This window comes from Burkholderia sp. FW306-1C-G01B, assembly GCF_058781685.1.
The window spans coordinates 510,285-530,964 of sequence record NZ_JBYSWZ010000001.1; the positions used below are offsets into that span (position 1 = coordinate 510,285).

The 20,680-nt window shown below is 66.6% G+C and carries 17 protein-coding genes and 2 pseudogenes; 13 read left to right on the forward strand and 6 right to left on the reverse strand.

What is annotated here, in order from left to right:
* Nucleotides 1–120: 120 nt before the first annotated feature.
* Nucleotides 121–996 carry a LysR family transcriptional regulator gene (locus AC3WLY_RS02300; protein ID WP_034181902.1) on the forward strand — a complete coding sequence of 292 codons (876 nt, stop codon included), beginning with the start codon at nt 121–123 and terminating at the stop codon, nt 994–996.
* Here AC3WLY_RS02300 and AC3WLY_RS02305 read toward each other — a convergent pair whose 3' ends face one another.
* The 4 genes and pseudogenes from AC3WLY_RS02305 to AC3WLY_RS02320 form a co-directional block, all read right to left on the reverse strand.
* The gene (locus AC3WLY_RS02305) at nt 997–1,557 is read right to left on the reverse strand and encodes a hypothetical protein (protein ID WP_204422282.1); all 561 of its coding nucleotides are present in this window, start codon (nt 1,555–1,557) and stop codon (nt 997–999) included. It lies immediately after the preceding gene.
* Between the two features lie 143 nt (nt 1,558–1,700).
* Nucleotides 1,701–2,051: a hypothetical protein gene (locus tag AC3WLY_RS02310; protein ID WP_310130632.1), complete on the reverse strand. Its 351-nt coding sequence runs from the start codon at nt 2,049–2,051 to the stop codon at nt 1,701–1,703.
* A gap of 208 nt (nt 2,052–2,259) precedes the next feature.
* Nucleotides 2,260–2,682, reverse strand: coding sequence for a helix-turn-helix domain-containing protein (locus AC3WLY_RS02315; RefSeq protein ID WP_244137280.1), 423 nt, complete (start codon nt 2,680–2,682; stop codon nt 2,260–2,262).
* A gap of 10 nt (nt 2,683–2,692) precedes the next feature.
* A pseudogene (locus AC3WLY_RS02320) lies at nt 2,693–3,070 on the reverse strand (hypothetical protein); the annotation flags it as partial.
* Between the two features lie 475 nt (nt 3,071–3,545).
* Between AC3WLY_RS02320 and blaOXA the strand changes: the two are divergent.
* A complete protein-coding gene (gene blaOXA, locus AC3WLY_RS02325; protein WP_432207772.1) occupies nt 3,546–4,367 on the forward strand; it encodes an OXA-1043 family class D beta-lactamase in 822 nt (273 codons plus the stop codon).
* An 80-nt stretch (nt 4,368–4,447) separates the two neighbouring features.
* Nucleotides 4,448–4,777: pseudogene (locus AC3WLY_RS02330) on the forward strand (hypothetical protein); the annotation flags it as partial.
* On the opposite strand, the gene AC3WLY_RS02335 reads toward AC3WLY_RS02330, so the two are convergent.
* Complete coding sequence (locus AC3WLY_RS02335) at nt 4,671–6,917, reverse strand: PKD domain-containing protein (protein WP_244137279.1); 2,247 nt, start codon at nt 6,915–6,917, stop codon at nt 4,671–4,673. The pseudogene AC3WLY_RS02330 and the gene AC3WLY_RS02335 overlap by 107 nt on opposite strands.
* Nucleotides 6,918–6,962: 45 nt before the next feature.
* Here AC3WLY_RS02335 and AC3WLY_RS02340 point away from each other — a divergent pair, with 45 nt between their 5' ends.
* Nucleotides 6,963–9,506, forward strand: coding sequence for an ATP-binding protein (locus AC3WLY_RS02340; RefSeq protein WP_492310174.1), 2,544 nt, complete (start codon nt 6,963–6,965; stop codon nt 9,504–9,506).
* Nucleotides 9,507–9,641: 135 nt separating this feature from the next.
* Here AC3WLY_RS02340 and AC3WLY_RS02345 read toward each other — a convergent pair whose 3' ends face one another.
* Entirely contained in the window at nt 9,642–12,524 is a 2,883-nt protein-coding gene (locus AC3WLY_RS02345; RefSeq protein ID WP_492310175.1) for a glycosyl hydrolase family 18 protein, read from the reverse strand.
* A gap of 304 nt (nt 12,525–12,828) precedes the next feature.
* Between AC3WLY_RS02345 and gbpA the strand changes: the two genes are divergently transcribed.
* The 9 genes from gbpA to AC3WLY_RS02390 all read left to right on the forward strand — a co-directional run bounded on the left by gbpA (nt 12,829) and on the right by AC3WLY_RS02390 (nt 20,674).
* Nucleotides 12,829–14,289: an N-acetylglucosamine-binding protein GbpA gene (gene gbpA, locus AC3WLY_RS02350; protein ID WP_492310176.1), complete on the forward strand. Its 1,461-nt coding sequence runs from the start codon at nt 12,829–12,831 to the stop codon at nt 14,287–14,289.
* Nucleotides 14,290–14,560: 271 nt separating this feature from the next.
* Complete coding sequence (gene gspG, locus AC3WLY_RS02355) at nt 14,561–15,001, forward strand: type II secretion system major pseudopilin GspG (RefSeq protein WP_175960356.1); 441 nt, start codon at nt 14,561–14,563, stop codon at nt 14,999–15,001.
* Nucleotides 14,991–15,488, forward strand: a complete 498-nt coding sequence (locus tag AC3WLY_RS02360; protein ID WP_492310177.1) for a lytic transglycosylase domain-containing protein — start codon at nt 14,991–14,993, stop codon at nt 15,486–15,488. Before gspG ends, AC3WLY_RS02360 begins: the two co-directional genes overlap by 11 nt.
* Before the next feature lie 2 nt (nt 15,489–15,490).
* Nucleotides 15,491–16,672, forward strand: a complete 1,182-nt coding sequence (locus tag AC3WLY_RS02365) for a type II secretion system F family protein (RefSeq protein WP_175960353.1) — start codon at nt 15,491–15,493, stop codon at nt 16,670–16,672.
* Nucleotides 16,673–16,731: 59 nt separating this feature from the next.
* Nucleotides 16,732–18,366, forward strand: coding sequence for a GspE/PulE family protein (locus AC3WLY_RS02370; protein ID WP_492310178.1), 1,635 nt, complete (start codon nt 16,732–16,734; stop codon nt 18,364–18,366).
* A complete protein-coding gene (locus tag AC3WLY_RS02375) occupies nt 18,347–19,117 on the forward strand; it encodes a hypothetical protein (RefSeq protein WP_492310179.1) in 771 nt (256 codons plus the stop codon). The genes AC3WLY_RS02370 and AC3WLY_RS02375 overlap by 20 nt, the downstream gene beginning before the upstream one ends.
* Entirely contained in the window at nt 19,114–19,644 is a 531-nt protein-coding gene (locus AC3WLY_RS02380) for a hypothetical protein (protein ID WP_175960351.1), read from the forward strand. Before AC3WLY_RS02375 ends, AC3WLY_RS02380 begins: the two co-directional genes overlap by 4 nt.
* Nucleotides 19,641–20,195, forward strand: coding sequence for a hypothetical protein (locus AC3WLY_RS02385; RefSeq protein ID WP_425130513.1), 555 nt, complete (start codon nt 19,641–19,643; stop codon nt 20,193–20,195). Before AC3WLY_RS02380 ends, AC3WLY_RS02385 begins: the two co-directional genes overlap by 4 nt.
* Nucleotides 20,195–20,674, forward strand: a complete 480-nt coding sequence (locus AC3WLY_RS02390; protein WP_244137275.1) for a hypothetical protein — start codon at nt 20,195–20,197, stop codon at nt 20,672–20,674. The genes AC3WLY_RS02385 and AC3WLY_RS02390 overlap by 1 nt, the downstream gene beginning before the upstream one ends.
* Nucleotides 20,675–20,680 lie beyond the last annotated feature (6 nt).

Sequence of the window (20,680 nt, forward strand, 5' to 3'; positions counted from 1 at the left end):
ACTCTTCCCTGTTCAAGCCTGCGTGCCGGGCGGAGCGCCAGCGTGATCGCACTATGGCAGACACACAGCAACAATAAAAACGCATAATGCTGATCGTTACGTTCAGTTTTCCTGATACCCATGAAGATGCTCGATCACGACGTGCTGGCCACCGTCGTCGCCGTCGCGGAGACCGGCAACATGACCCGCGCCGCCGAAGCCGTGAACCGCTCGCAGTCGGCCGTGAGCATGCAGATCAAGAGCCTGGAAGACGCGATCGGCCGGCCGCTATTCGTGCGCAAGCCGCGCAGCATCGTGCTGACGCGCGAGGGCGAGGTGCTGCTGGGATTCGCCAGACGAATGCTGGCGCTGCGCGACGAGGCGTGGGCGGCCGTGGTGCGGCCGGAAGTGACCGGCAAGGTCGTGATCGGCGTGCCGGACGACTATGCGTCGTCGCTGCTGCCGTCGGTCCTGAAGAAATTCTCGGCGACCTACCCGAAGGTCGAGATCCAGGTGATGGGGCTGCCGAGCAGCGCGCTCGCGCCGCTGATCAAGGACGGCACCGTCGATCTCGTGTGCGGCACGCGCATCAAGGGGCTGACCGGCGACTTCATCCGCCACGAGCCGATGGCGTGGGCCGCGATGACGAACGGGCCGCGCGTGTGGGAAGAGCGGCCGCTGCCGATCGCGGTGTTCATGCCGGGCAGCGTCGCGCGCGAGAACGCGATCCGCAGCCTCGAACGCGCGAAGGTGCCGTATCGCACCTCGTATGAAAGCCCGAGCCTGCTCGGGCTGCTCAGCATGGTCGAGGCCGGCCTCGCGGTCGCGCCGCTCGCGCGCTGCGCGATTCCCGCGCAACTGTCGATGCTCGGCCGCTCGCACGGGCTGCCCGACCTGCCGCCGCTCGAACTGATTCTCGCGCGCAGCACGAAATCGAAGCGGCCGCCGTGCGACTTTCTCGCGGAGCAGTTGATGGAAGACCTTCAGCGTCAGACCGGGCAAACCGGCGACGCGTGATCAGCGCGTCGCGCGAAACCCGGCCGCGGCCAGCGCCGCATTGACGTTCGCCGCGACCGCATCGACGAGTGCCTCGAGCGTATCGCCGTGCACGTGCGCGTGTTCCGGCGCGACATGCTCCGCACGTTGCCAGCCCCACTGCGCGCCCGACGCGACCGACAGCGTCGCGCCGAACCGCTTGCCGTGACGGCGGCCGAAGATGCTCACGCGCCGCTCGTCCAGATACGCCTGCTCGGGCAGACAAAGGCCGATCTCGATCGCGACCTGATCGGGGTCGTTGACCCGTGCGGCCGGATTGACCGCCGGCGCGAACACCTTGCCGATCCGCAACGTCACGCAGGTCTCCCAGGCCGCGAGCGGTCCGCCGGCCGCGTCGACGCGCTCGGTGTCGACCGACCACTGATGCCCGTCGGGCACGACGATCGCCTGATGCAGCAACATTTCGGCCACGCGCACCGTCGTCACGAGCTGCCGCGCGAGCTGCCGGCCCGACGGCAGCGACGCCGTCCGCGCGCGGCGGCTTGCCGGCCGCGCGACATGCACTTCTTCCGTGAGGTACATGAACCCTCCGTATTCAGGATCGGGGCCGCGCACGACGCGGCGCACGAACATCCGCCGCCGGCGGGCGGACGTCACCGCGACCGGCGATCCGGCGGCGAGTCAAACGAGCAACAAGCAACGAACGCGCAATAACCGTTCCCGGCTCACCGGGCCTGCGGCCCGATGCGCAACCGGCGCGCGACGGGCCCGATCACCGCATCGGCCTGCTGCGCGATCAGCATGTGCAGCGTGAAGTCCAGATCCTCCGGCGCGATCTCGAAATGCACATGGATCACGTCGCGCACGGCGCGCGCGCTGACGACATACACGCCGAGCGGCGAATGCAGCAGCGCCGCGAGGCGGGCGCGCGCAAGTTCGCCGGAGTCGGCCGTCAGCGTGACGGGCAACTGCAGGCGCGGGCGCGGCGGCGGGAACGGGATGACGTTGTCGGGTGTGCCGGCGCGTAACCGGCGGCCGGCGACATCGAAGGCGGGAACGGGATGAATGAAGGTCATGGAGCGGACGGAGGCCGTCTCGGCTGTTCGACACGTCCCCAGCTTAGAAGACCGCGCATAAACGCCGTGCAAAAAAACGGCGCGGCGGTGCAAAAAACGGCATGCGGGCCACGGCCCGCCGTCATCGGGCCGCACGGTGGACGAACACGCGCCAGGCTCGCGCCCTTCGCGTCAGGCTCGCCCGCGCCCGGTCGTCCCTGTCGCCCCGCTACGCGAACGCCTCGAGCGACGCACGCCGCCGGCTGTTGCGCATGAACAAGTGTGTGTCGAGCCGCTCCTCGAGCGTGCGGATGCGCAGGCTGATCGTCGACTGCGTGCGATGCAGTTGCCGGGCCGCCGCGGTGAAGCCGCCGCTTTCGACGACGGCGACGAATGCCCGGATCAGCTCCGGATCGAGCGAAGTCAGCTTCGATCGGCCCTGGCGCACGAGCAGCTTGTGTGCAACCGCAGGTGGATCAGCGTCTGCAACCACGTCGAAGCTGGAACTCATGCGTTCGCGCTTGGAACCGTCGGCGGCAGGCGCAGGCAGCCCCAATTCCTCACAAAGCGTCGGCAGCATGGTGTGCGTGCCGGCATCTTTCAATCCCGTGACGAGCGGCTCCAGCAGTTTGCGAAGTTGCGCGCAGTCCATCGGGCGCGACTCAGTCTCGCAGCGCCATGGCGCGCAGCAGCGCATCGATCTGCCCGAACGCATCCTGCTGCCACTGTTCGGGTGTGCGATCACCCAGCACATGCGTGTCTTCGACGAAGCGCCTCACGCAGGTGGGACCGTATCCGTCGAAGGTATCGAATTTCTCGGCGATGTGCCGAAAGCCGTGTTTGCCGCTTGCATGCCCCAGGAGTGGGAGACATTCTTGTGCAAGCGCCTCGATCTCTCCAGGGTAGTTCCGCACGCAGTAGTAGATGTCATAAGCGTCCTTCTGCTTGTAGCGGCCCGCCAGCGCATGGCCCATCATCGCCAGCAAAGCAGGAATCGAGCACACCGCGATCTCCACGCGGTTCGTCCCTCCGTCCGGCATATTTCACTAAAAACACCACCTTCAGCAAATGCTGAAAGTAGCTTTTACATTGAAATTCTTGAGCGAAGTAGCACCGTAGCTCACGCCCAGATCAACAACCGAGTTCAGCCACACTGAGTGTCGGTCCTGGACTTGGGTGGATATCCGAGGATTTATCTGACCCCGATTTAAGTCGAACCGATACCGGTAGGAACGTCGATTTGAGGAGGGGGTAGACACGATCAGTCTTCTGTTGCCGCAACTGTTCGCAGGCGGGCTTCGGAGTGCGCCTTACCCCGAGCAACAGCGACGCCATAGCGTCGACAAGATCACAGCCGCCGGCAGCCATGACCGGTCGACATTCGCCGCGCAGCCGATACACTGTGTGCCGCCTCGAGGGTTCGCTCCGGCAATCACCGTCTATCCCTCTGTCCGATTGAGCGCGCCCCGTCGTCATGATCCAGTGGCCGTTCCGCCCGGCGCGCATCCCGATCCAATGGAGTCCCGCTTGAAACACTGGCGCCGCACGCTGCTTGCATTCACCGCCGGCCTTCTGGCCGCAGCATCCGCGCATGCCCGCCCCGTCTGTACCTTGGTTGCAGATGCGACCACCGGCCAGGTGCTCGTGCAGCAAGGCGATTGCGCGACCCGCGTCACACCGGCGTCGACCTTCAAGGTGGCGATCAGCCTGATGGGCTTCGACGCCGGCTTCCTGAAGGACGAACACACGCCGACACTCGACTTCCACGCAGGCTATCCCGATTGGGGCGGCGCCCCGTGGCGCGAGCCGACCGACCCGGCGCGCTGGATCAAGCTGTCGATCTTCTGGTACTCGGAACAGGTCGCTCAAGCGCTCGGGCCGGCGCGCTTCCAGCAGTACACGAACGCATTCGGTTACGGCAATGCGGACGTGACCGGCAAGCAGGGCGAACTCAGCGGCGTGATGGGCGCATGGGTCAATTCATCGCTGCGAATTTCGCCGCTCGAACAGGTCGCGTTCATGCGCAAGATCGTGCACCGGACGCTGCCCGTCAGCGCGCATGCGTACGACATGACCGAGCGCATCACGCTGATCGACGCGCAGCCGGGCGGCTGGACCGTGCATGGCAAGACGGGCACGGGCTCGCCGGGCTTCAAGTACGACGGCGCGCACGCGTACGGCTGGTTCGTCGGCTGGGCGACGAAGGGGCCGCGCACGCTCGTGTTCGCGAACCTGATCCAGGACGACAAGCGGCAGACGCCGAATGCGGGCCTGCGCTCGCGCGATACGTTCCTGGCCGCGCTGCCGGCGCTCGCCGAACCGGCCCGGCCGCAATGAGCGCCGGCCCGCGCAACGCGCGGATCGACCTGCTGCGCGGCGTGTCGATCGTGCTCGTCCTGCTGCATCACTTCAACATCGCATATCCGCTGCGCGATACGGCGCTCGCGCGCGTGCTCGCGCCGCTGCGCTGGAGCGGCTGGCTCAGCTACGAGCTGTATCTGTTCCACATGATCGTGCTCGGCACGCTGCGCACGTTCTGGCCGCCGTCCGCCACGCATGGCGACGGCAAGCTGGCGTTGCTCGTCGCGTATCTGGTGCTGTCGGCCGGCTTGAGCGCGGTCATCGCGCGCGCGGTCTCCATCATTTGCCCTTGCACTGCGCATGCATGTTCGCCGCCCCAAGCTCGCGCCACGGCCCCCATTCGCCACCCTGGCCGGGACCGTCGCCCAGCACCCACCAGCCGTTGAGCCAGTGCTTGCCGGCGTAAGCCACTTTCTGGCAGGGCGTGGAATAGGTTTGCTTCGGATCCCACGACGCAACCGTCTCGCCGGCGTCGGCGCGCACCGTCACGCGATGGGTTGCCGCCGATTTGCGGTTCAGCGTATCGGTCACGGTCAGGCGGAAGCCGTATTCGTGCGCGCTGCCGGCCTTCGGCGCGACGAAGCTCACGGTTGCGCCCTGTTGGACGACCTGTAAGCCGGCCGGGCTCGTCCACGCGTACGACAGTCCCTTGCCGCTCGATTGCGCGCCCGACAGCGTCACGTGCTCGCCGCCCGCGACCGCCGACGGTCCGGCGATCGATGCGCCGGGCGGCGCGATCGCCTCCTGCGCCTTCACCTTGAGCACGTGGGTCTTGCTCGCCGCATAGCCGTTGGCGTTGATCACGGTCAGCCCGAATGCATAGTCGCGATCCTTGTCGGACGGCGGGACGACGACGCTCGCGCTGCTGCCGGCCGGTTTTAGCGCGACGCCGGCCGGCGCGCTCCATTCGTATCGCAGGCGTTCGCCGACCGACGTCGCGCCGGACAACGTGACCGTTGTGTTCGCATCGGCTTGCGCGGGCCCCGTGATCGCCGCCTCCGGCAGCAGCACACCGTCGTTTTGCACGGTGACCACCGCGCCGTCCGGCCCGACCGAGTTCACCGTGACGATCTTGCCCGACAGCGTGTCGTGCAGCGCGTGCCCCGGCATCAACGGAGCATCCTTCATGCCGTTCGCGCTGCCCGGCGTCGTATCCACCAGCGTGTTCATCAGCGCGTTGCCCTGGTACTTGACAGTTCTCACGATCACGCCGTTGACGAACGGATCGTCCGCTTTCCAGTCGTCGAAGCCGCGCAACGGCTGCCGGAATTCGAGCCACAGCTGCGTACCGTCGCTGCGCACGATGCGATAGCCTTTCGAGCCGGCCCGGTCGCCGAACAGCGGCGCCAGCTTGTAGGTGCCGGACTCGCGAATCTCCGGGGCATCCGTTTGATCGAGCCAGCCGGAGAACAGCTGGTAGCTACCCGGATAAAGACGACGGCCGCCGCCGCCGACCGTGTCGGACGGATCGTCGACCTTGCCCGTGCGGCATGCGGCGCCCACCTGCACGGCGCCGCCGACGGTCGGGCAATCCACCCGCGAATCGGGATGGGACGCGCCGAGCGAATGGCCGAATTCGTGCGTCCACATCCAATACGCGTGGCCGCTATTGTTCGACAGGATCCAGTTGCCGGGCTTTGCCGCCTGCCCGGCCCAGTTGCAACTCCCCAGCTTCGGAAGGTCGACGAACAGGTAGTCGAACTGCGCCGGATCGACACCCCGCCCCTGCGCGGCCTTGCGTGCCGAATCGAGCAGCGCGCTCGACGTGCAGGTTGCCGGGCGCGCGCCGAGGTCGACGTCGGCAAGCACCGTCCCGGCAAGCGTCGCCTTTCCGTGAGAAGCCACTTCGATGTAGCGGCGCAGCGACGAATAGTCGTCGCCATCGCCGAACACGGCCTTGCGGATGACCTCATGATCTTTCGCTGCGACATCGCTGAAGCGTGCGGCCAGCACCAGCGCCGTTTTCTTGCCCAGCAGCGGGCGCTGCGGCGGCGCGAACGTCGCCGCCGATACCCACGTCGCCGACGGCTCGCCACGGGCGGACTGCATCGCGACACCGTCGCCGCCCTCCCGGATCGCGAGCACTTCGTCCCGGCCCGTCGAAATCCGGTACGCGTTCAGCATGCCCAGCCGTCCGGCCGGCCCGGTCTCGAAGCGCCACTGAGACATCTTCGCATCGCCGCCGGCGCATGGCTCGACCGACACACGGCCCATGCCGGTATTGCCGGCCTGGGTGCGCAGACACATGTCCTGGCCGCGCGCCTGCGCGGCCCCCGCATTACGGATCTGGTAGTAGCCCGCGCTCGGCACGAATGCCCAGTCCTGCGCGGCGCCGCCGTCGCAGGCGGCGACGGCGGGATCGATGCTTCCCGGTTGCCACGCCAGGCATCGCTCGGCGCCGTCCTGGTAATGTTTGATCGGGTCGTAGGCGGGGGCGGCGGATGCGCCGGACGGTATCAGCAGGGCTGCGATGGCCGCTGACAGGGCCGTCAGCGCGAAAGTCTGGTTAAGGGGCTTCACGATCATGAGATAACATTCGGCGCAAGCGGTGCGCATTGAAAGGAGTGCCCATTGTTCCGGCGCCCCGCAACCCGCTCAAACAACCTCAACCTTTCCTCAATCCGATTCAATGTCTCGCCCGCGGAGTCGATTTCATGCGGGATCGGTACGCGCGCCCGCCTGCTCCGGGCCGGCCGAAACAGAGCTAGACTGTTGGACGGAAAATGCGGGGTCGCGTGTTCCGGGCGGCATGGGCCGCCGTGTCGTCGCCGTCATCCGAAAACATCGTATTCGGGGAAATTCCGCCCAATGCTCGACTGGCTCCGCCGGATTCCAACGCTCGCAGCGTCGATACGACCGTCCACGTGGCTATTGCTGGCCGGCGTCGCCATGCTTGCGGCGCTGAGTTGCACGCCGGCCGTCGAGACGCTGCTTTCGCCGCTCGACCGTCTTTACTGGGACCTGGTTTCATCCGGCTTCGATCACGGCGCGCGCGACAAGGTCGCCGCGATCATGGTCGATAAAAAGACCATCGCCGAGATGGGCGACAGCGGGAGCTTCACGCGCACGGCCTATGCGAAGGTGCTGGACCGCGTCGCCGGCGCATCGAGCGTCGTGCTCGACATGACGATGATCACGGCGTCCCAGGACGATGCGGTTCTGGCGGCGGCGATCGCGAAGCACGGTCGCGTGGTATTGCCTGCGCAGGGGGCGCCGGTCAACGGAAGCGCCGAGACCATGATTTTTCCGGCGCGGCCGCTGCGGGAAGCGGCTGCCGCGGTCGGCCAGCGCAGCGTCGTGCTGGGCAGCGATCATCTGGTGCAGGGCATCGTGCCTTACGTCAGGAATGGCGACGGCACCGAGATTCCGCACGTCGGCCTGCAGGCGATCCGCGTCGCGAACACGCCGTTGCCGGACGTGCGCCGCCATGTGCAGGTTCATGTGACCGGGATGGGGCATGTCGAAGGCGGCTCGATCCTGCTGCTCCTGCCGTCGCGCTTCGACCTCGACCGCTATTCATTCGTCGACGTGCTGAAAGGTCGCGTTCTCGCGTCGACATGGCACAACCGCATCGTGTTCATCGGCGACGGGGTATCCGATCTGTCGGGCGTGTTCTATCTTTCGCCCCGCAGCGACGGGAGACTGCGGCGCGTCGAGATCGATGCGCTCGTGACCGATGCGCTGCTCGCCGGGCGCCTGATGGTGCGCATGCCCACTTCGATACAACTGGCCGTCAGCATCGCGGTCGCGACCGGCATGCTGTTGACCTGCATGTTCGTGCCGGGCTGGCGCATGTACGGATTCGCGCTGGCGTGGCTGGCCGCATACGTCGCCGGCGAAACGGCGCTGCTCATCTACGGCGCGTACTGGACGCCGGTCGGGCCGTTGCTGGCGGTGTGCGTGACGATCTTCGCCGTCTGTGGCTGGCGGCGGGCAGGCAGCCTGCGCGCGGCCCTGATGAAGGAATACCGCGGGTTGCGCGGACTGGCCGGTCGGCATGCGTTCGCCGGTCTCGCGCAACCGGCGGACGCCGGCAACGCGGTGTCGATCGACGACGACGTCGCGCAGGCGATGTCCCGCATTCGCGAATGGCAGTCGACCTATGTCGACGTGATCCATACGCTGCCGTATCCGATCTTCGTCGAACAGGACGGCCGCCTGCTGATGTGCAACGAACGCGGCAGCGCGATGCTGAAATCGATCGACGTCGACAGCGATGCGGCCGCCAGGCAGGTGCTCGCCATCGCGTACGACGAGATCCTGGCCGCGAAGGGGACGGGGAGGATTCACTCGGTCGAACTGACCTTGAATGCGCGCACGCACATGATGATGGTGACGCCGTTCGGCGACGGCGATCACCATCGCTCCACGGCGAGCATGATCTGTCTCGTCGACATTCACAACATCAAGGCGGCGGTCGAAAGCGACCGGATGACGCTGCGCCACATGGCGCACGATCTGCGCAATCCGCTGTCGACCGTGCTGTCGCTGCTCGAGCAGCGCACCGTCGCCGACGGCGCGGCAGATACCGATTTTCTGGCGAATCTGCACAAGCTCGTCGACTACAGCTTGCGCGTCGCGCAGGATTTCACCCAACTGTCGCGTGCCGAACATCTCGACAAGAACGCCTATGTGCCGGTGTCCGTGAGCGATCTGACGACCGAGGCGGTCGACCAGGTCTGGCACAGCGCGAGCGCGAAGCGGATCAGCGTCGAAGGTCCGCATGAAGACGGCGACGAGGCGTTCGTGCTCGGCACGCGCGACATGCTGCTGCGCGCGTTGATCAACCTGCTCGAAAATGCGATCAAGTATTCGGACGAGGAGACGGTCGTCGACGTGTGGATCGGCGTCGGCGAGCGCAATGTTTCCATCACCGTGGAAGACAAGGGCATCGGCATTCCGGCGGAAGCGATGCCGCGATTGTTCGAGCCGTTCTTCCAGGTCGACGGCACGCATCGCGATGCGAGCCGCGGGGTCGGGCTGGGGCTGCCGTTCGTCAGGACGGTCGTCGAGCGTCACGGCGGATCGATCGACGTGACGTCCGCGCCGGGGCTGGGCAGCCGCTTCACCGTGCACTTGCCGGTGACTCGCGCGGAGCTGAACGGCCCGGCGTAACCGGCCGCCGCCGAAATGAAAAAGGCCCTCGCGCGAGGCGAGGGCCATGCCGGCATCGGTCGATGCCGGTTGAACGATGCGGGTTTCGCGCCGGCCCGGGCGTGCGCCGCGGGCCGGTGCTCGTCGGGATTCGCGTCAGTCCTTGTGCTCCTCCCAGGCCTGATCCCACGCGGTGCCCTTGCCCGGCTCATACGCCCAGGCAGCCATCGAACACCAGTTGGTGTACGGGAACGGCTTGCATCGGTACAGCTTGCCGTTGTTCGACACGATGTCGCCGGCGCCGTACTTGGTGCCTTCCTTGTATTGCGGATGGTTGCCGCCGCCGCCTTCGCCGCCGCCTTCGCCGCCGCCGTTGCCGCCGCCGCTTTCGCCACCGCCGTTGCCGCCTTCGCCGTTGCCGAAGATCGTCCACGCATCGCTCCACGCAGAGCCCTTGCCCGGTTCATAGGCGGCCGGCGCACCCGAGCACCAGCCGCTGTACGGGAACGGCTTGCACTGGTACAGCTTGCCCAGGTTCGATACGACGTCGCCGGCCTTGTACTGCGTACCGGCCTTGTATGCCGGGTACTGGCCGCCTTCGCCGCCGCCGTTGCCACCACCGCCGTTACCGCCGCCGCCCGTATCCGTCGCCTTCACGAGCACCGTGTGCTGCGCGGTGGACGACAGCTTGCCGTCGCCGACCTTGACCGAGAAAGTGAACGACTGGTCCTTCGCAAGCTTCGGCGCGGTGAAGCGCAGCGTCGGGCCGGAAGCCTGCGCGTCGACGCCGGACGGAGTCGTCCACTGGAACGTCAGTTTGTCGCCGTCCGGATCGGTCGATTTCTCGGCCGACAGGACCACGGCCTGACCGCCCTCCGCCTGGGCCGGGCCGTTGAGCCGTGCGACCGGCGGACGGTTTTCGGCCGGCGGCGGTTCGACCGACGATTCGGCCTGAGCGGTCACGACGACCTGGGCGGCATCCTTCAGTCCCGCCGGATCGGTCACCGTCACGCGGAACGTATAGCGGGTGTCCTGCTTGACCGCCGGGACGTCGACTGTCGCCTTCGCACCGGCGGGATTGCCGATCGTCAGCGGATCGCCGCCGATCTGTTCCCACTTGAAGGTCAGCTTGTCGCCGTCGGGATCGCGCGAGTTCGATGCGTCGAGCGTCACCGTCTGCGGCCCGGTGACCGTCATGCCGGCGCCCGCGTTCGCGATCGGCGGATGATTCTCCGCGCCGCTACCGCCGTCGCCGTGACCGAGGCCCTCGTGCATCGCGTTCAGGATGTCGCCGTTGTCCGCGTCGATTTCCCACGAGAACATCCCGCCCAGTTGATGCTTGCGCACGTAGTCGCCCTTCGCGTTCACCGAGCGCGGATCGTCGAACGTGAGGAGCTCGCCGGTGCTCTTGTTGAACACGTACGGCGCCTCGGCGGTCTGGTCGTAGTGGTACTCGTAGCCGTTGATGCCCGCATTGTTCGGCCCGATCATTTCCGACTTGAGTTTCTTGTAGTCGAGAATGCCGGCTTCCCACTGCCCCTTGTGCGGCCCCTTCGCGGTGCCGGTGAACGGATTGCCGTCCGTGTAGCCCGACACGCCGGTCCAGCCGCGGGCGTATGCCGCCGCGCCGACGACGAGCTTCTTCGGATCGACGCCCTGCGCGAGCAGCGCCTTGATCGAGTTGTCGGTCGTGTACTTGGTGTCCGGCCGCGCGGCGGGTGCGTACAGCGCCGTCTGGTGACCCAGCTCCGTCAGACTGAACGCACCGTAGAAGTCGTACGTCATGTCGAAGATGTAGTCCATGTACTTCGTGGCTTCCTTGTAGTTCACCACGTCGATCTTGTCCTTGCCCGCGCCGATCGCCGACGTCAGCTCGTAGGTCTTGCCGGTGTCCGCCGACACGCGATCGAGCATCTGCCGCAGTTCCTTCATCAGCGTCACGTACAGCGCGCCGTCCGTCTGCGGATTGCCGATCGCGCCGTTCGCACCCTTGCCGCCCGGGAATTCCCAGTCGATGTCGACGCCGTCGAAGAACTTCCAGGTGCGCAGCAACTGCTCGGTCGAATCGACGAACACCTTGCGCTTGGCCGGATCGTGCAGCTGGAAGAACGGATCGGACAGCGTCCAGCCGCCGATCGACGGCAGGATCTTGAGATCCGGGTTGCGCTTCTTCGCGGCCATCATCTGGCCGAGCACGCCCTTGAGCTTCGAGTTCGCGGTCTGGCCTGGCAGCGTCATGCCGAGCTCGCCCCACGTGTCGTGGATCGCGACGCTGAAGTCGGGCAGCCCCGCGCACGTCTGCTGCAGCGCGCGGAACGAATTCGGCACGTCGCGCGCGAGCGACGCGTTGATGTCCGCACCGCCGCAGATCGGAACGAAGCCGTACAGCATGTGCGTCAGGTTCTCGACCGGCACGTTGTCGACGTTGAACTTGCGGTCGTAGACCGACCACGCCGCGAAGTAAGTGCCGACCACCGAGCCGGACGTGTTCTTGAAGCGCTTGTGCGCCTTGCTCGCGTTGTCGGGCAGCGTGTCGGCCAGTTCCGGAATCGTGTCGAAGACGATCACGTCGATCGGCGCGCTGTCGGTCGACGCGCCGTTCGCGTCGATCACCCGGACTTGCATCTTCTTCACGCCCGGCGTCTTGACGTTGGCGACTACGGTCCCGCTCTGGGCGCCGCCGGGCGTCAGCTTGATTTCCGACGCGGCGTCGACCGCGCCGTCGACCACCGCGACCGCCTTCACCGCGGTTGCGTTGCTCCAGATATCGAAGGGCAGCGGCACGTCGACCTTCTTGTTGAGCTTGACGATGTCCTTGTAGGGCGCGCTCCCGGCTTTCTGCAGGTCGATTTCGACGAAACCGTGCGGCTTCGACGTGATTTCGTACTGCTTGAGGCTGGGTTTGCCGGGGGCTGCGAATGCCGCGTTCGCGAAACACAGCGCGCTGGCCGTGGCGATCGCCGCGAAAGCAAGCGTCTGGTTACGGCCGGATGCAGCAGCGATGCGCGATCGATGGAGGTTGAGTTTATTCAGGCGCAATTTGATCGTCGTCCTTGAGTAATTGAAAGAGTGTCTGAATCGACCTTTGCATTGTTTTTTATCCGCCGTCTCGCGCAAATCAATCTAAAGGATGTCTCAAGAAATGCTGGCCCCGAAGGAGCCGGACGCCGGTTTCTTGATGAATCGCTCAAGAAGATTCACGGCCCGGTCACGCTCGCGGAAACTGCAACCCGTGTCACATCCCAGTCGATGCATGACGCACATACGCCGGGCCTCGCACAGGCACCGATCAACCTCTCTTTCGAAAGCAGTATCGCCAGATACGATCAATCACCAATACACCATGAACAAACACACCGCGAGCCGAACGCTCTTCAAACTGTCGCCGCTGGTTGCATGCGCTTCCATGTTCTTCGCACAACATGCGGTCGCGCACGGCTATCTCTCCGATCCGCCGTCGCGCAACCTGATGTGCAGCTCGAAGCAGGGTCCGGCGACGAACTTCAATTGCGGCTCGGTCACGTGGGAACCGCAGAGCGTCGAGGGCAAGCAGGGCTTTCCTCGGGCAGGCGCGCCGGACGGGCAAATCGCGAGCGGCGGCGTCGTGCAGTTCAGCGAACTCAACGAGCAGTCCGTCGATCGCTGGAAGACCAACGACATCAAGCCGGGCGCGCACCAGTTCAAATGGACGTTCACCGCGCCGCACGTGACGAAGGAGTTCAAGTACTACCTGACGAAGCCGGGCTGGAATCCGAACCTGCCGCTGACGCGCGACCAGTTCGACCTGACGCCGTTCTGCACGATCGACGGCGGCATGAAGAAGGCCGATGCGATCGGGCCGCACGGCTGCACGATTCCGTCGGACCGGACCGGGCATCACGTGATGCTGAGCACGTGGCACGTCGGCGACACGGCCGGCATGTTCTACAACGTCTCGGATCTCAACATCAAGGCGGACGGCGGTCCGACCGATCCGGGCAAGCCGAGCTGGTCGTCCGTGGGCAACATTGCGCCGACCGTCGATCTGAAGGCCGGCGACAAGGTCATGAACCGCGTGTTCAAGTCGGGCGGCGAAGTGCCGTCGATGAAGACGACCGTCACGATCGGCACGGCGGAACAGGGTGAACGCAACATGTGGCCGATGCTGCTCGCGAAGGAAATCAACCGCGTGCAATCGGCAAGTCTGCTGGCCGGCGTCGAGCGCGACGGGCGCATCGAACCGTCGCTCGGCGCGAACGACGTGTTCGCGAAGAGCGGGAGCGGCATCGTGCGTACGGAAACGACGGTCGAGAAACAGCCGGAATCCGGCATCGACGAAAACTTCAGTATCACGAACAACCCCGAATTCAAGATCGAGAACGGCAAGGCGACGGCGAAGTTCTTCCTGAAGTTCAACCATTCGAAGGACACCAGTGTCACGGTGAAGGTTTACGACGCGGCCAATTCGCTGGTCGGCTCGAAGTCGACAACGATGCGGATGCAGGGCGACCTGGGCGTCGATATCGCGAATGCGAAGGCGGGCGCGCATACGGCCGTGGCGACGTCGCAGATCGACGGCGGCACGCTGAAGCAGGAAACCGTCACGTTCAAGCTGACCGGCGGAGCGGGCGGCGGCGAAGGCGCGCAGTGCCAGGCGGCGTGGAAGCAAGGCACGGCTTATACGGGCGGCGCCAAGGTGCAGCACGGCGGCCGTACCTACGAGGCGCGCTGGTGGACCCAGAACGACGTGCCCGGCTCGCCGGCGACGACAGGCGCCGACCACACCGGCAAGGTCTGGAAGGACCTCGGCGCATGTAGCAAGTAAGGACGCCGGGAGGCGTCGTTCGAGCCGCACGCCGCCAGGCGTGCGACTCGTTCGTCGCCGACGGATGCATGCGCAGCGCGTTTCGGGGCAGGTCGAACCTGCCCTTGCGAAACCGGCTGCGCCTGCATCGCGCTCGAAAAACGTCGTTATCGAAAGGCGCTTCGACTCGATCGAGTCCGTATCCGGGAAAGCGTCCAATTAATTCGTCATCGAAATGAGATGACGTTCCCAACCGCGCATCGCGCCGGATTTTCAACCGAGGGCATACAACGTGAAAACGAATATTCCGAAATGGACGAACAGGCGAGGCCAGCGAGGCTTCACCTTGCTGGAACTGCTGGTGGTGCTGCTGATCATCGCGCTGCTGGCGGGCTATGTCGGCCCGAAGCTCTTCTCGCAGGTCGACAAGGCAAAGGTCCGCTCGACCGAGTCGCAGATGAAGACGCTCGGCGACGCCGTCACGCAGTTCAGGCTCGATACGGGCCGCTACCCAAGCTCAGACGAGGGGCTCGACGCCCTGGTCAAGCAGCCGCAGAACGTCGACGGATGGAGCGGCCCGTATCTCGCGAAGGCCGTGCCGAAGGACGGCTGGGGGCGCGCCTATCAGTGGAACGTCCCAGGCCGCGACGGCGAGGCGGAGATCGTGTCGCTCGGGCGGGACGGTCGCGTAGGAGGGGGTGGCATCGATGCGGACCTCGTTTATGGCATGTAAGGGTCTGCGTCGCTGGACCGTCGCGGCGACGCTGTTCGTCGCATGCGCGTCCGGCGCCGCGGCCAAGGATTGTTTCACCCAGGCCGGCGAGCGGCACGGCATCGATCCGCTCCTGCTCGTCGCAATCGCAAAGGTCGAATCGTCGCTGAATCCCGACGCGATCAATTACAACCGAAACGGCACCTACGACATCGGTCTGATGCAGATCAACAGCTCGCATCTGCCGCGCTTGATCAAGACCGGCGTCACGCACAAGCGCCTGATCGACGAACCGTGCACGTCGATCGATACCGGCGCATCGATTCTCGCCGGCTTCATCGAACGGCACGGCTATACCTGGAACGCGGTCGGCGCCTACAACGCCGGTTCTTCCGAGAAGCGCAAACCGGCGCGCCAATCGTATGCGACCAAGGTCTGGCGCGAGTATCGGGCGCTTACCGGCGATCGCGGCGCCAGCTTGGCGGCGCTCGACGCGTGGCGGAGGTAGCCATGGAATCGTTTCGGATACGGGTGCTCGTCGACGGCAAGGTCGCGCAGCAGACGATCGAGGCGGCGAGCGAGGCGGATGTGCGAGCCCGGATCGCGACTCAGGGCGGCGCCGTGCTCGATATCCGCCGCGTGCGCTTCGGCAGCCGGAAGCGCGCCGCGAAATTCGCGCTCGCGCTGTTCCTGCAGGAACTGTCGACCTTGCTCGATGCGGGCCTCGTGTTGATCGAGGCGCTCGAGGCATTGCGCGACAAGAACGACGCGGGCAAGGCGTCGAAGCATGTGATCGACCGAATTCTGTCGGTGATGTACGAGGGGCAGCCGTTTTCCGCGGCGCTCGCCCGGCAGCCCGACATATTTCCGGAACTGCTCGTCGCGACGATCGCGTCGTCGGAGGGCAGCGGTCAGTTGCCGGTCGTGCTGAAACGCTACCAGCAATACGAAGTGCGGATCGAGCAGATCCGCAAGCGGGTCACCGGCGCGTTGATCTATCCGGCTGTCGTGATCGGCGTCGGCATCGCGATCCTGCTGTTCATGGCCTTCTTCGTGATTCCGCGCTTCGCGGTGGTGTTCGAGTCGCTGACCGAGTTGCCGCCGACCGCGCAGGCGATGCTCTGGTGGGCGACCGTGTTGCGCGAGAACGGCGCGGCGGTCGGCTTGGCAGTCGCCGCGGCGTTCGTCGGTGCGGGGCTGGCGTTGCGCTCGGCTGCCGTCAAGCGCGCGGCGCGGCGGTCGATGTGGCGCGCGCCGAAGGTGCGCGACGTCTGCGCGCTGTTCGCGCTGACCCGCTTCTATCGGACCGTCGGGCTCCTGATCGCCGGCGGCACGCCGGTGATCGATGCGCTGGCGTTGTCCGGCAAGGTGCTGCCCGAGCACTTGCGGCCGCGCCTTGCGGCCGCACTGAGCGAGTTGCGCGCCGGACGCCCGGTTTCGACCGTGTTCGCGGCCCACGCATTGACGACGTCCGTCGCCGAGCGCCTGTTGCGCGTCGGCGAGCAGAGCGGCGATCTGGGCGGGATGTGCGAACACATCGCGCAGTTCCACGACGGCGCGCTCGACCGGTCCATCGAGATGATCAGCAAGGTCTTCGAACCGGTGCTGATGCTCGCGGTCGGCGCAACGGTCGGCGCCGTGGTTTTGTTGCTTTACATGCCGATCTTCGAATTGGCCGGCAGCGTCGGATAACGATCCGCGCCGATGACGCGTCGGCGACGCGATCCCACTGCCCTACTGGAGAATGCACAATGAATACGCAACACATGATTCAACGCTGGAAGACGGAATCCGGTGCATCCGGCGCCGGATTCGCGCAGTACGCGGACGATCTGATGCGCGCCGACGCGACTCGGCTCGCCGACGTGGCGGCCTGCCTCGGCATCGAGCCGATCGACGCCGACACGCTGCGTGCCGCGCCGACGCGTTTCGATCTGCTGCCGCTGCATGACGCGCTGTCGCTGCGCGCGCTGCCGATCGAGTTCGACGGCGGGTCGCGCATCGTCGTCGCCGACCCGTTCGCGCGCACCGTGCGCGACGAGCTGCTCGCGCGCTTCGGCGCGAAGCCGGTCGGCGTCGCGATGAGCGTACCCGGCGAAGTCGAGCGCGTGCTCGGCGACATCGAGTCGAACGAGCGCTTGATGGACGACGTCACGATCGATGCGCCGGGCGAGACGCTCGCGCAGGTCACCGAATCGATCTCGCTTGCCAGCATCGCAAAGGACGAAAGTCCGATCATCCGGCTCGTCAACACGACGCTGTACGACGCGCTGCAGAGCCGCGCGAGCGACATCCACCTCGAATCGGCGGCCGATGGCCTGGCGATCCGCTATCGGATCGACGGCGTGCTGCAATCGATCCGTCACATTCCCGGCGTCGAAGCGGCGACGCAGACGATGTCGCGGCTCAAGGTGCTCGCCGCACTCGACATCGCGGAAAAGCGCGTGCCCCAGGACGGCCGTTTCAAGGTCGTGATGCAAGGGCGCGAAATCGATTTCCGCGTGTCGATCATTCCCGGAACCTACGGCGAAAACGCCGTGATGCGCGTGCTCGACAAGTCGCAGCGCGGCGACAGCGTGAGCCTCGACGTGCTCGGCTTCGACGCGCCGACCGCGCGCCGCGTGCGCGCGCTCGCGCATCGCCCCTACGGGCTCATGCTCGTGACGGGGCCGACCGGCAGCGGCAAGTCGACGACGCTCTATGCGGTGCTGTCGGAGGTCAACACGGGCGACGACAAGATCATCACGATCGAGGACCCGGTCGAATACGAGCTGAAAGGCGTGCTGCAGATTCCGGTCAACGAGCGCAAGGGCCTGACGTTCGCGCGCGGGCTGCGCTCGATTCTGCGGCACGATCCGGATACGGTGATGGTCGGCGAAATCCGCGACGAGGAAACCGCGTCGATCGCGGTGCAGTCGGCGCTCACCGGCCACCGCGTGCTGTCGACCGTGCACGCGAACGACGGCTTCAGCGTGATCGACCGGTTCATCTACATGGGCGTCGAGCCGTCGACTTTTCTCGAGGCGCTCAACGGCGTCGTATCGCAGCGTCTCGTGCGGCGGATCTGCACGAGCTGCGGCGGCGCGGCGACGGACGGCGCGGATCTGGCCGGCGCGTCGCTCGACGCGCTGCGGCGCGAGGTGGTGCCGGGCGGCGGCTGCGACACGTGCCGCGGCACCGGCTATCACGGCCGGATCGGGCTCGCCGAGGTGCTGACGCTGGACGCGCCGCTGAAGGCGGCGCTGCTCGAACGCTCGGTCGAGAAGCGCGCCCGCGCGCTCGAGAACAGCACCGACTACCAGTCGATGCGCGATGCGGGGCTGGCGGCGGTGCGCGCGCGCATGACGACATTTCAGGAGGTGCAGCGTGCGATCGCTCTGGAATGACGTCACCGCGCTGATCGACGCCGATACGCTGAGCGTTTGGGTGCACGAGGGCCGCCGCGCGCGGTGCGCGGGCGCGCCGCATGCGGTCGTCGCACACGAAGGCCGGCCGGCCGACGCGCTCGAGCGCGTGCTCGCCGGTCTGCCGAAAGCGCGCCTGCCGATGTGCAACCGCATTCACGTCGTCGTCGGGCATCCGTGGTCGCACGGCGTGGTGCTGCCCTGGCAGGAAGGTTTGGTGTCGGACGCCGCATGGGAAGCGTACGCGCGCATGCTGTTCGCCGCCCGCGCGCAACGCGGCGCGCTGCGCATCCTCGTCGAGGACGAGCGGCGCGGCCGCACACGCCTCGCGGTGGCGGCATGCGACGCGCTCCTCACTGCGCTCGTCGACGCGAGCCGCGCGGCCGGCTGGCGGATCGCGAGTTTTCGCGATGCACTGTCGGCGTCGCTCGACGCACACGCCGCCCGGCTGGGCGGCGACGATTTCAGTTTCGCGCTGCGCCAGCCGCACGTGGTGACGTGTATTTTCCGGCGCTCGGGCGAATGGCGCGACGTGGTCACGTTGCCGCGCGCCGGCGAGCGCGCCGACGACTGGTTTGCCGCAGCGGCGCTGATCGCCGGGCAGCCGGCCGGCGGCGACACGTATGCAAGCCGGTTCGACGGCTCGATGTTCTCCGGCGGCGACGCCGCGGGCGCATCGCCGGATCGCGCCGGCGTCGAACCGACGGGCGCCGCAGCGGAGGAACCGGCATGAAGCGCCTGACGGGATTGAATTTCGTCGCGCCGCGCACGCGCGTCACGCCGTGGGCGGGCTTCGCGCTCTGTTGCGCACTGGCGGCGGGGATGTTCGCCGGCAGCGAATGGACCCGCGTCGATGCGCTTCGCGACGACGTCGACCGGATCGGCAAACAGATCGAGCAGCGGCAGCGCGTCATCGAGCGCGAACAGCGGCGGGAGAAGGCCAAGACGCCGGAACAGCGGCGCATCGAGCGCGTGCTTGCGGAGCAGAAGATGAGCGGCAAAGGCTCGGGCCTGTCGGTGGTCGACTGGATCGAGCACGCGTGGACGCCGCAGATCGCGCTGAAGTCGCTGACGGTGGACAAGGCGGGTCGCGAGGCGCGCATCGAAGGCGGCGCCGCGGATCTGTCGCATATCTACCTGTTCGTCGACCGCCTGAACGACCGTCATCCGGACCGCAAGATCGGCCTGCTTCAGCATCGGACGAAGATCGAGGACGGCAAGAGCATCTTTCATTTCAGCTTGAGCATCGAACACCCATGACAAACCTGAAAACCATCGACACGACGGCGCTCGCCGCGCGCTTGCGCTGGGGCGCCTACGCGGCGACCCGCAAGCTGCGCGTGCCCGGGCTGCTGGCGGCCGGCGCGGTCGTCGGGCTGCTCGGCCTGCACGCGCTTTATCTGCAGCCGGACGGCGCGCGACTCGACGCGACGCGCGATGCGCTCGCGAAGGAACTGGCCGCGTTGCCGAAGCCGGGCCCGCAGGCGGGCGACGGCAGCATGACACTGCGGGACGTCCAGCAGTTGCGCAACAGCGAGCAGGCGTATTCGCTGTTCGAGATCCTGTCGCAGAACGGCCTGGAGCGAAAGCAAGCCACCTACCGGCGCGAGGCCGAAGTGAAGGGGAAGCTGCGGCGGCTCACGATCAACATGGCGATGAGCGGCAGCTACGCCGGGCTGCGCAACGCGATGCGCACGATCGCCGACCAGCCGATGGTGCGCATCGAGAGCGTCGTCATCGAACGCGAAAAGATCGACAGCCCCGTCGTCAACGTCGACCTTCGGGTCAGCTTGCTGGGGCCCGACGCATGATGCCCCGATCCCTTTTTCGACTGGCGGCGGCGTGGGCCGTCGCAGTCGCCGCGGGCGGCAGCCTTGCAGGCGAGATCGCCGGTCAGCCGCGCGTCGTCGACGTTTTTCCGGCACAGAACTGGGCATCGCTCGGCGCGGAGGATGCGTCTGCCGGCGCGCTTGCCGAAGCCGGCGCGTCCGAAGCGAAAGCGCCGGCGCTGGCTGATCCGATCGACGCCGCGCCGGCGCCTTCCGCGCCGCCGGCGCCGTTCGAGATCGCCGGCGAATGGCGCGAGCAGGGGCAACGCATTGTCGTGCTGGATGGCGGCGGCCGGACCTTTCTGCTGTGCGGGCGCCGTTGCGGTGTGCGCGACGCCGTATTGCCGGGCGCCGAGATCGCCGACGGCTATCGGCTGAAGGCGCTGCGCGAAACGGGCCCGGTCGTGATGACCCGCGACGGTGCGGATGTCGAGCTTTCGCCTCCGTCGCCGACCCCTTGAATTCCG

Excerpts from the sequence above, each read along its gene's own strand:
- AC3WLY_RS02305 (WP_204422282.1), bottom strand. The coding sequence starts at position 1,557 with ATGTACCTCACGGAAGAAGTGCATGTCGCGCGGCCGGCAAGCCGCCGC.
- blaOXA (WP_432207772.1), top strand. The coding sequence starts at position 3,546 with ATGGAGTCCCGCTTGAAACACTGGCGCCGCACGCTGCTTGCATTCACC.
- AC3WLY_RS02365 (WP_175960353.1), top strand. The coding sequence starts at position 15,491 with ATGGAATCGTTTCGGATACGGGTGCTCGTCGACGGCAAGGTCGCGCAG.
- gbpA (WP_492310176.1), top strand. The coding sequence starts at position 12,829 with ATGAACAAACACACCGCGAGCCGAACGCTCTTCAAACTGTCGCCGCTG.
- AC3WLY_RS02380 (WP_175960351.1), top strand. The coding sequence starts at position 19,114 with ATGAAGCGCCTGACGGGATTGAATTTCGTCGCGCCGCGCACGCGCGTC.
- AC3WLY_RS02310 (WP_310130632.1), bottom strand. The coding sequence starts at position 2,051 with ATGACCTTCATTCATCCCGTTCCCGCCTTCGATGTCGCCGGCCGCCGG.
- AC3WLY_RS02390 (WP_244137275.1), top strand. The coding sequence starts at position 20,195 with ATGCCCCGATCCCTTTTTCGACTGGCGGCGGCGTGGGCCGTCGCAGTC.
- AC3WLY_RS02370 (WP_492310178.1), top strand. The coding sequence starts at position 16,732 with ATGAATACGCAACACATGATTCAACGCTGGAAGACGGAATCCGGTGCA.
- AC3WLY_RS02360 (WP_492310177.1), top strand. The coding sequence starts at position 14,991 with ATGGCATGTAAGGGTCTGCGTCGCTGGACCGTCGCGGCGACGCTGTTC.
- AC3WLY_RS02315 (WP_244137280.1), bottom strand. The coding sequence starts at position 2,682 with ATGGACTGCGCGCAACTTCGCAAACTGCTGGAGCCGCTCGTCACGGGA.
- AC3WLY_RS02385 (WP_425130513.1), top strand. The coding sequence starts at position 19,641 with ATGACAAACCTGAAAACCATCGACACGACGGCGCTCGCCGCGCGCTTG.
- AC3WLY_RS02335 (WP_244137279.1), bottom strand. The coding sequence starts at position 6,917 with ATGATCGTGAAGCCCCTTAACCAGACTTTCGCGCTGACGGCCCTGTCA.
- AC3WLY_RS02300 (WP_034181902.1), top strand. The coding sequence starts at position 121 with ATGAAGATGCTCGATCACGACGTGCTGGCCACCGTCGTCGCCGTCGCG.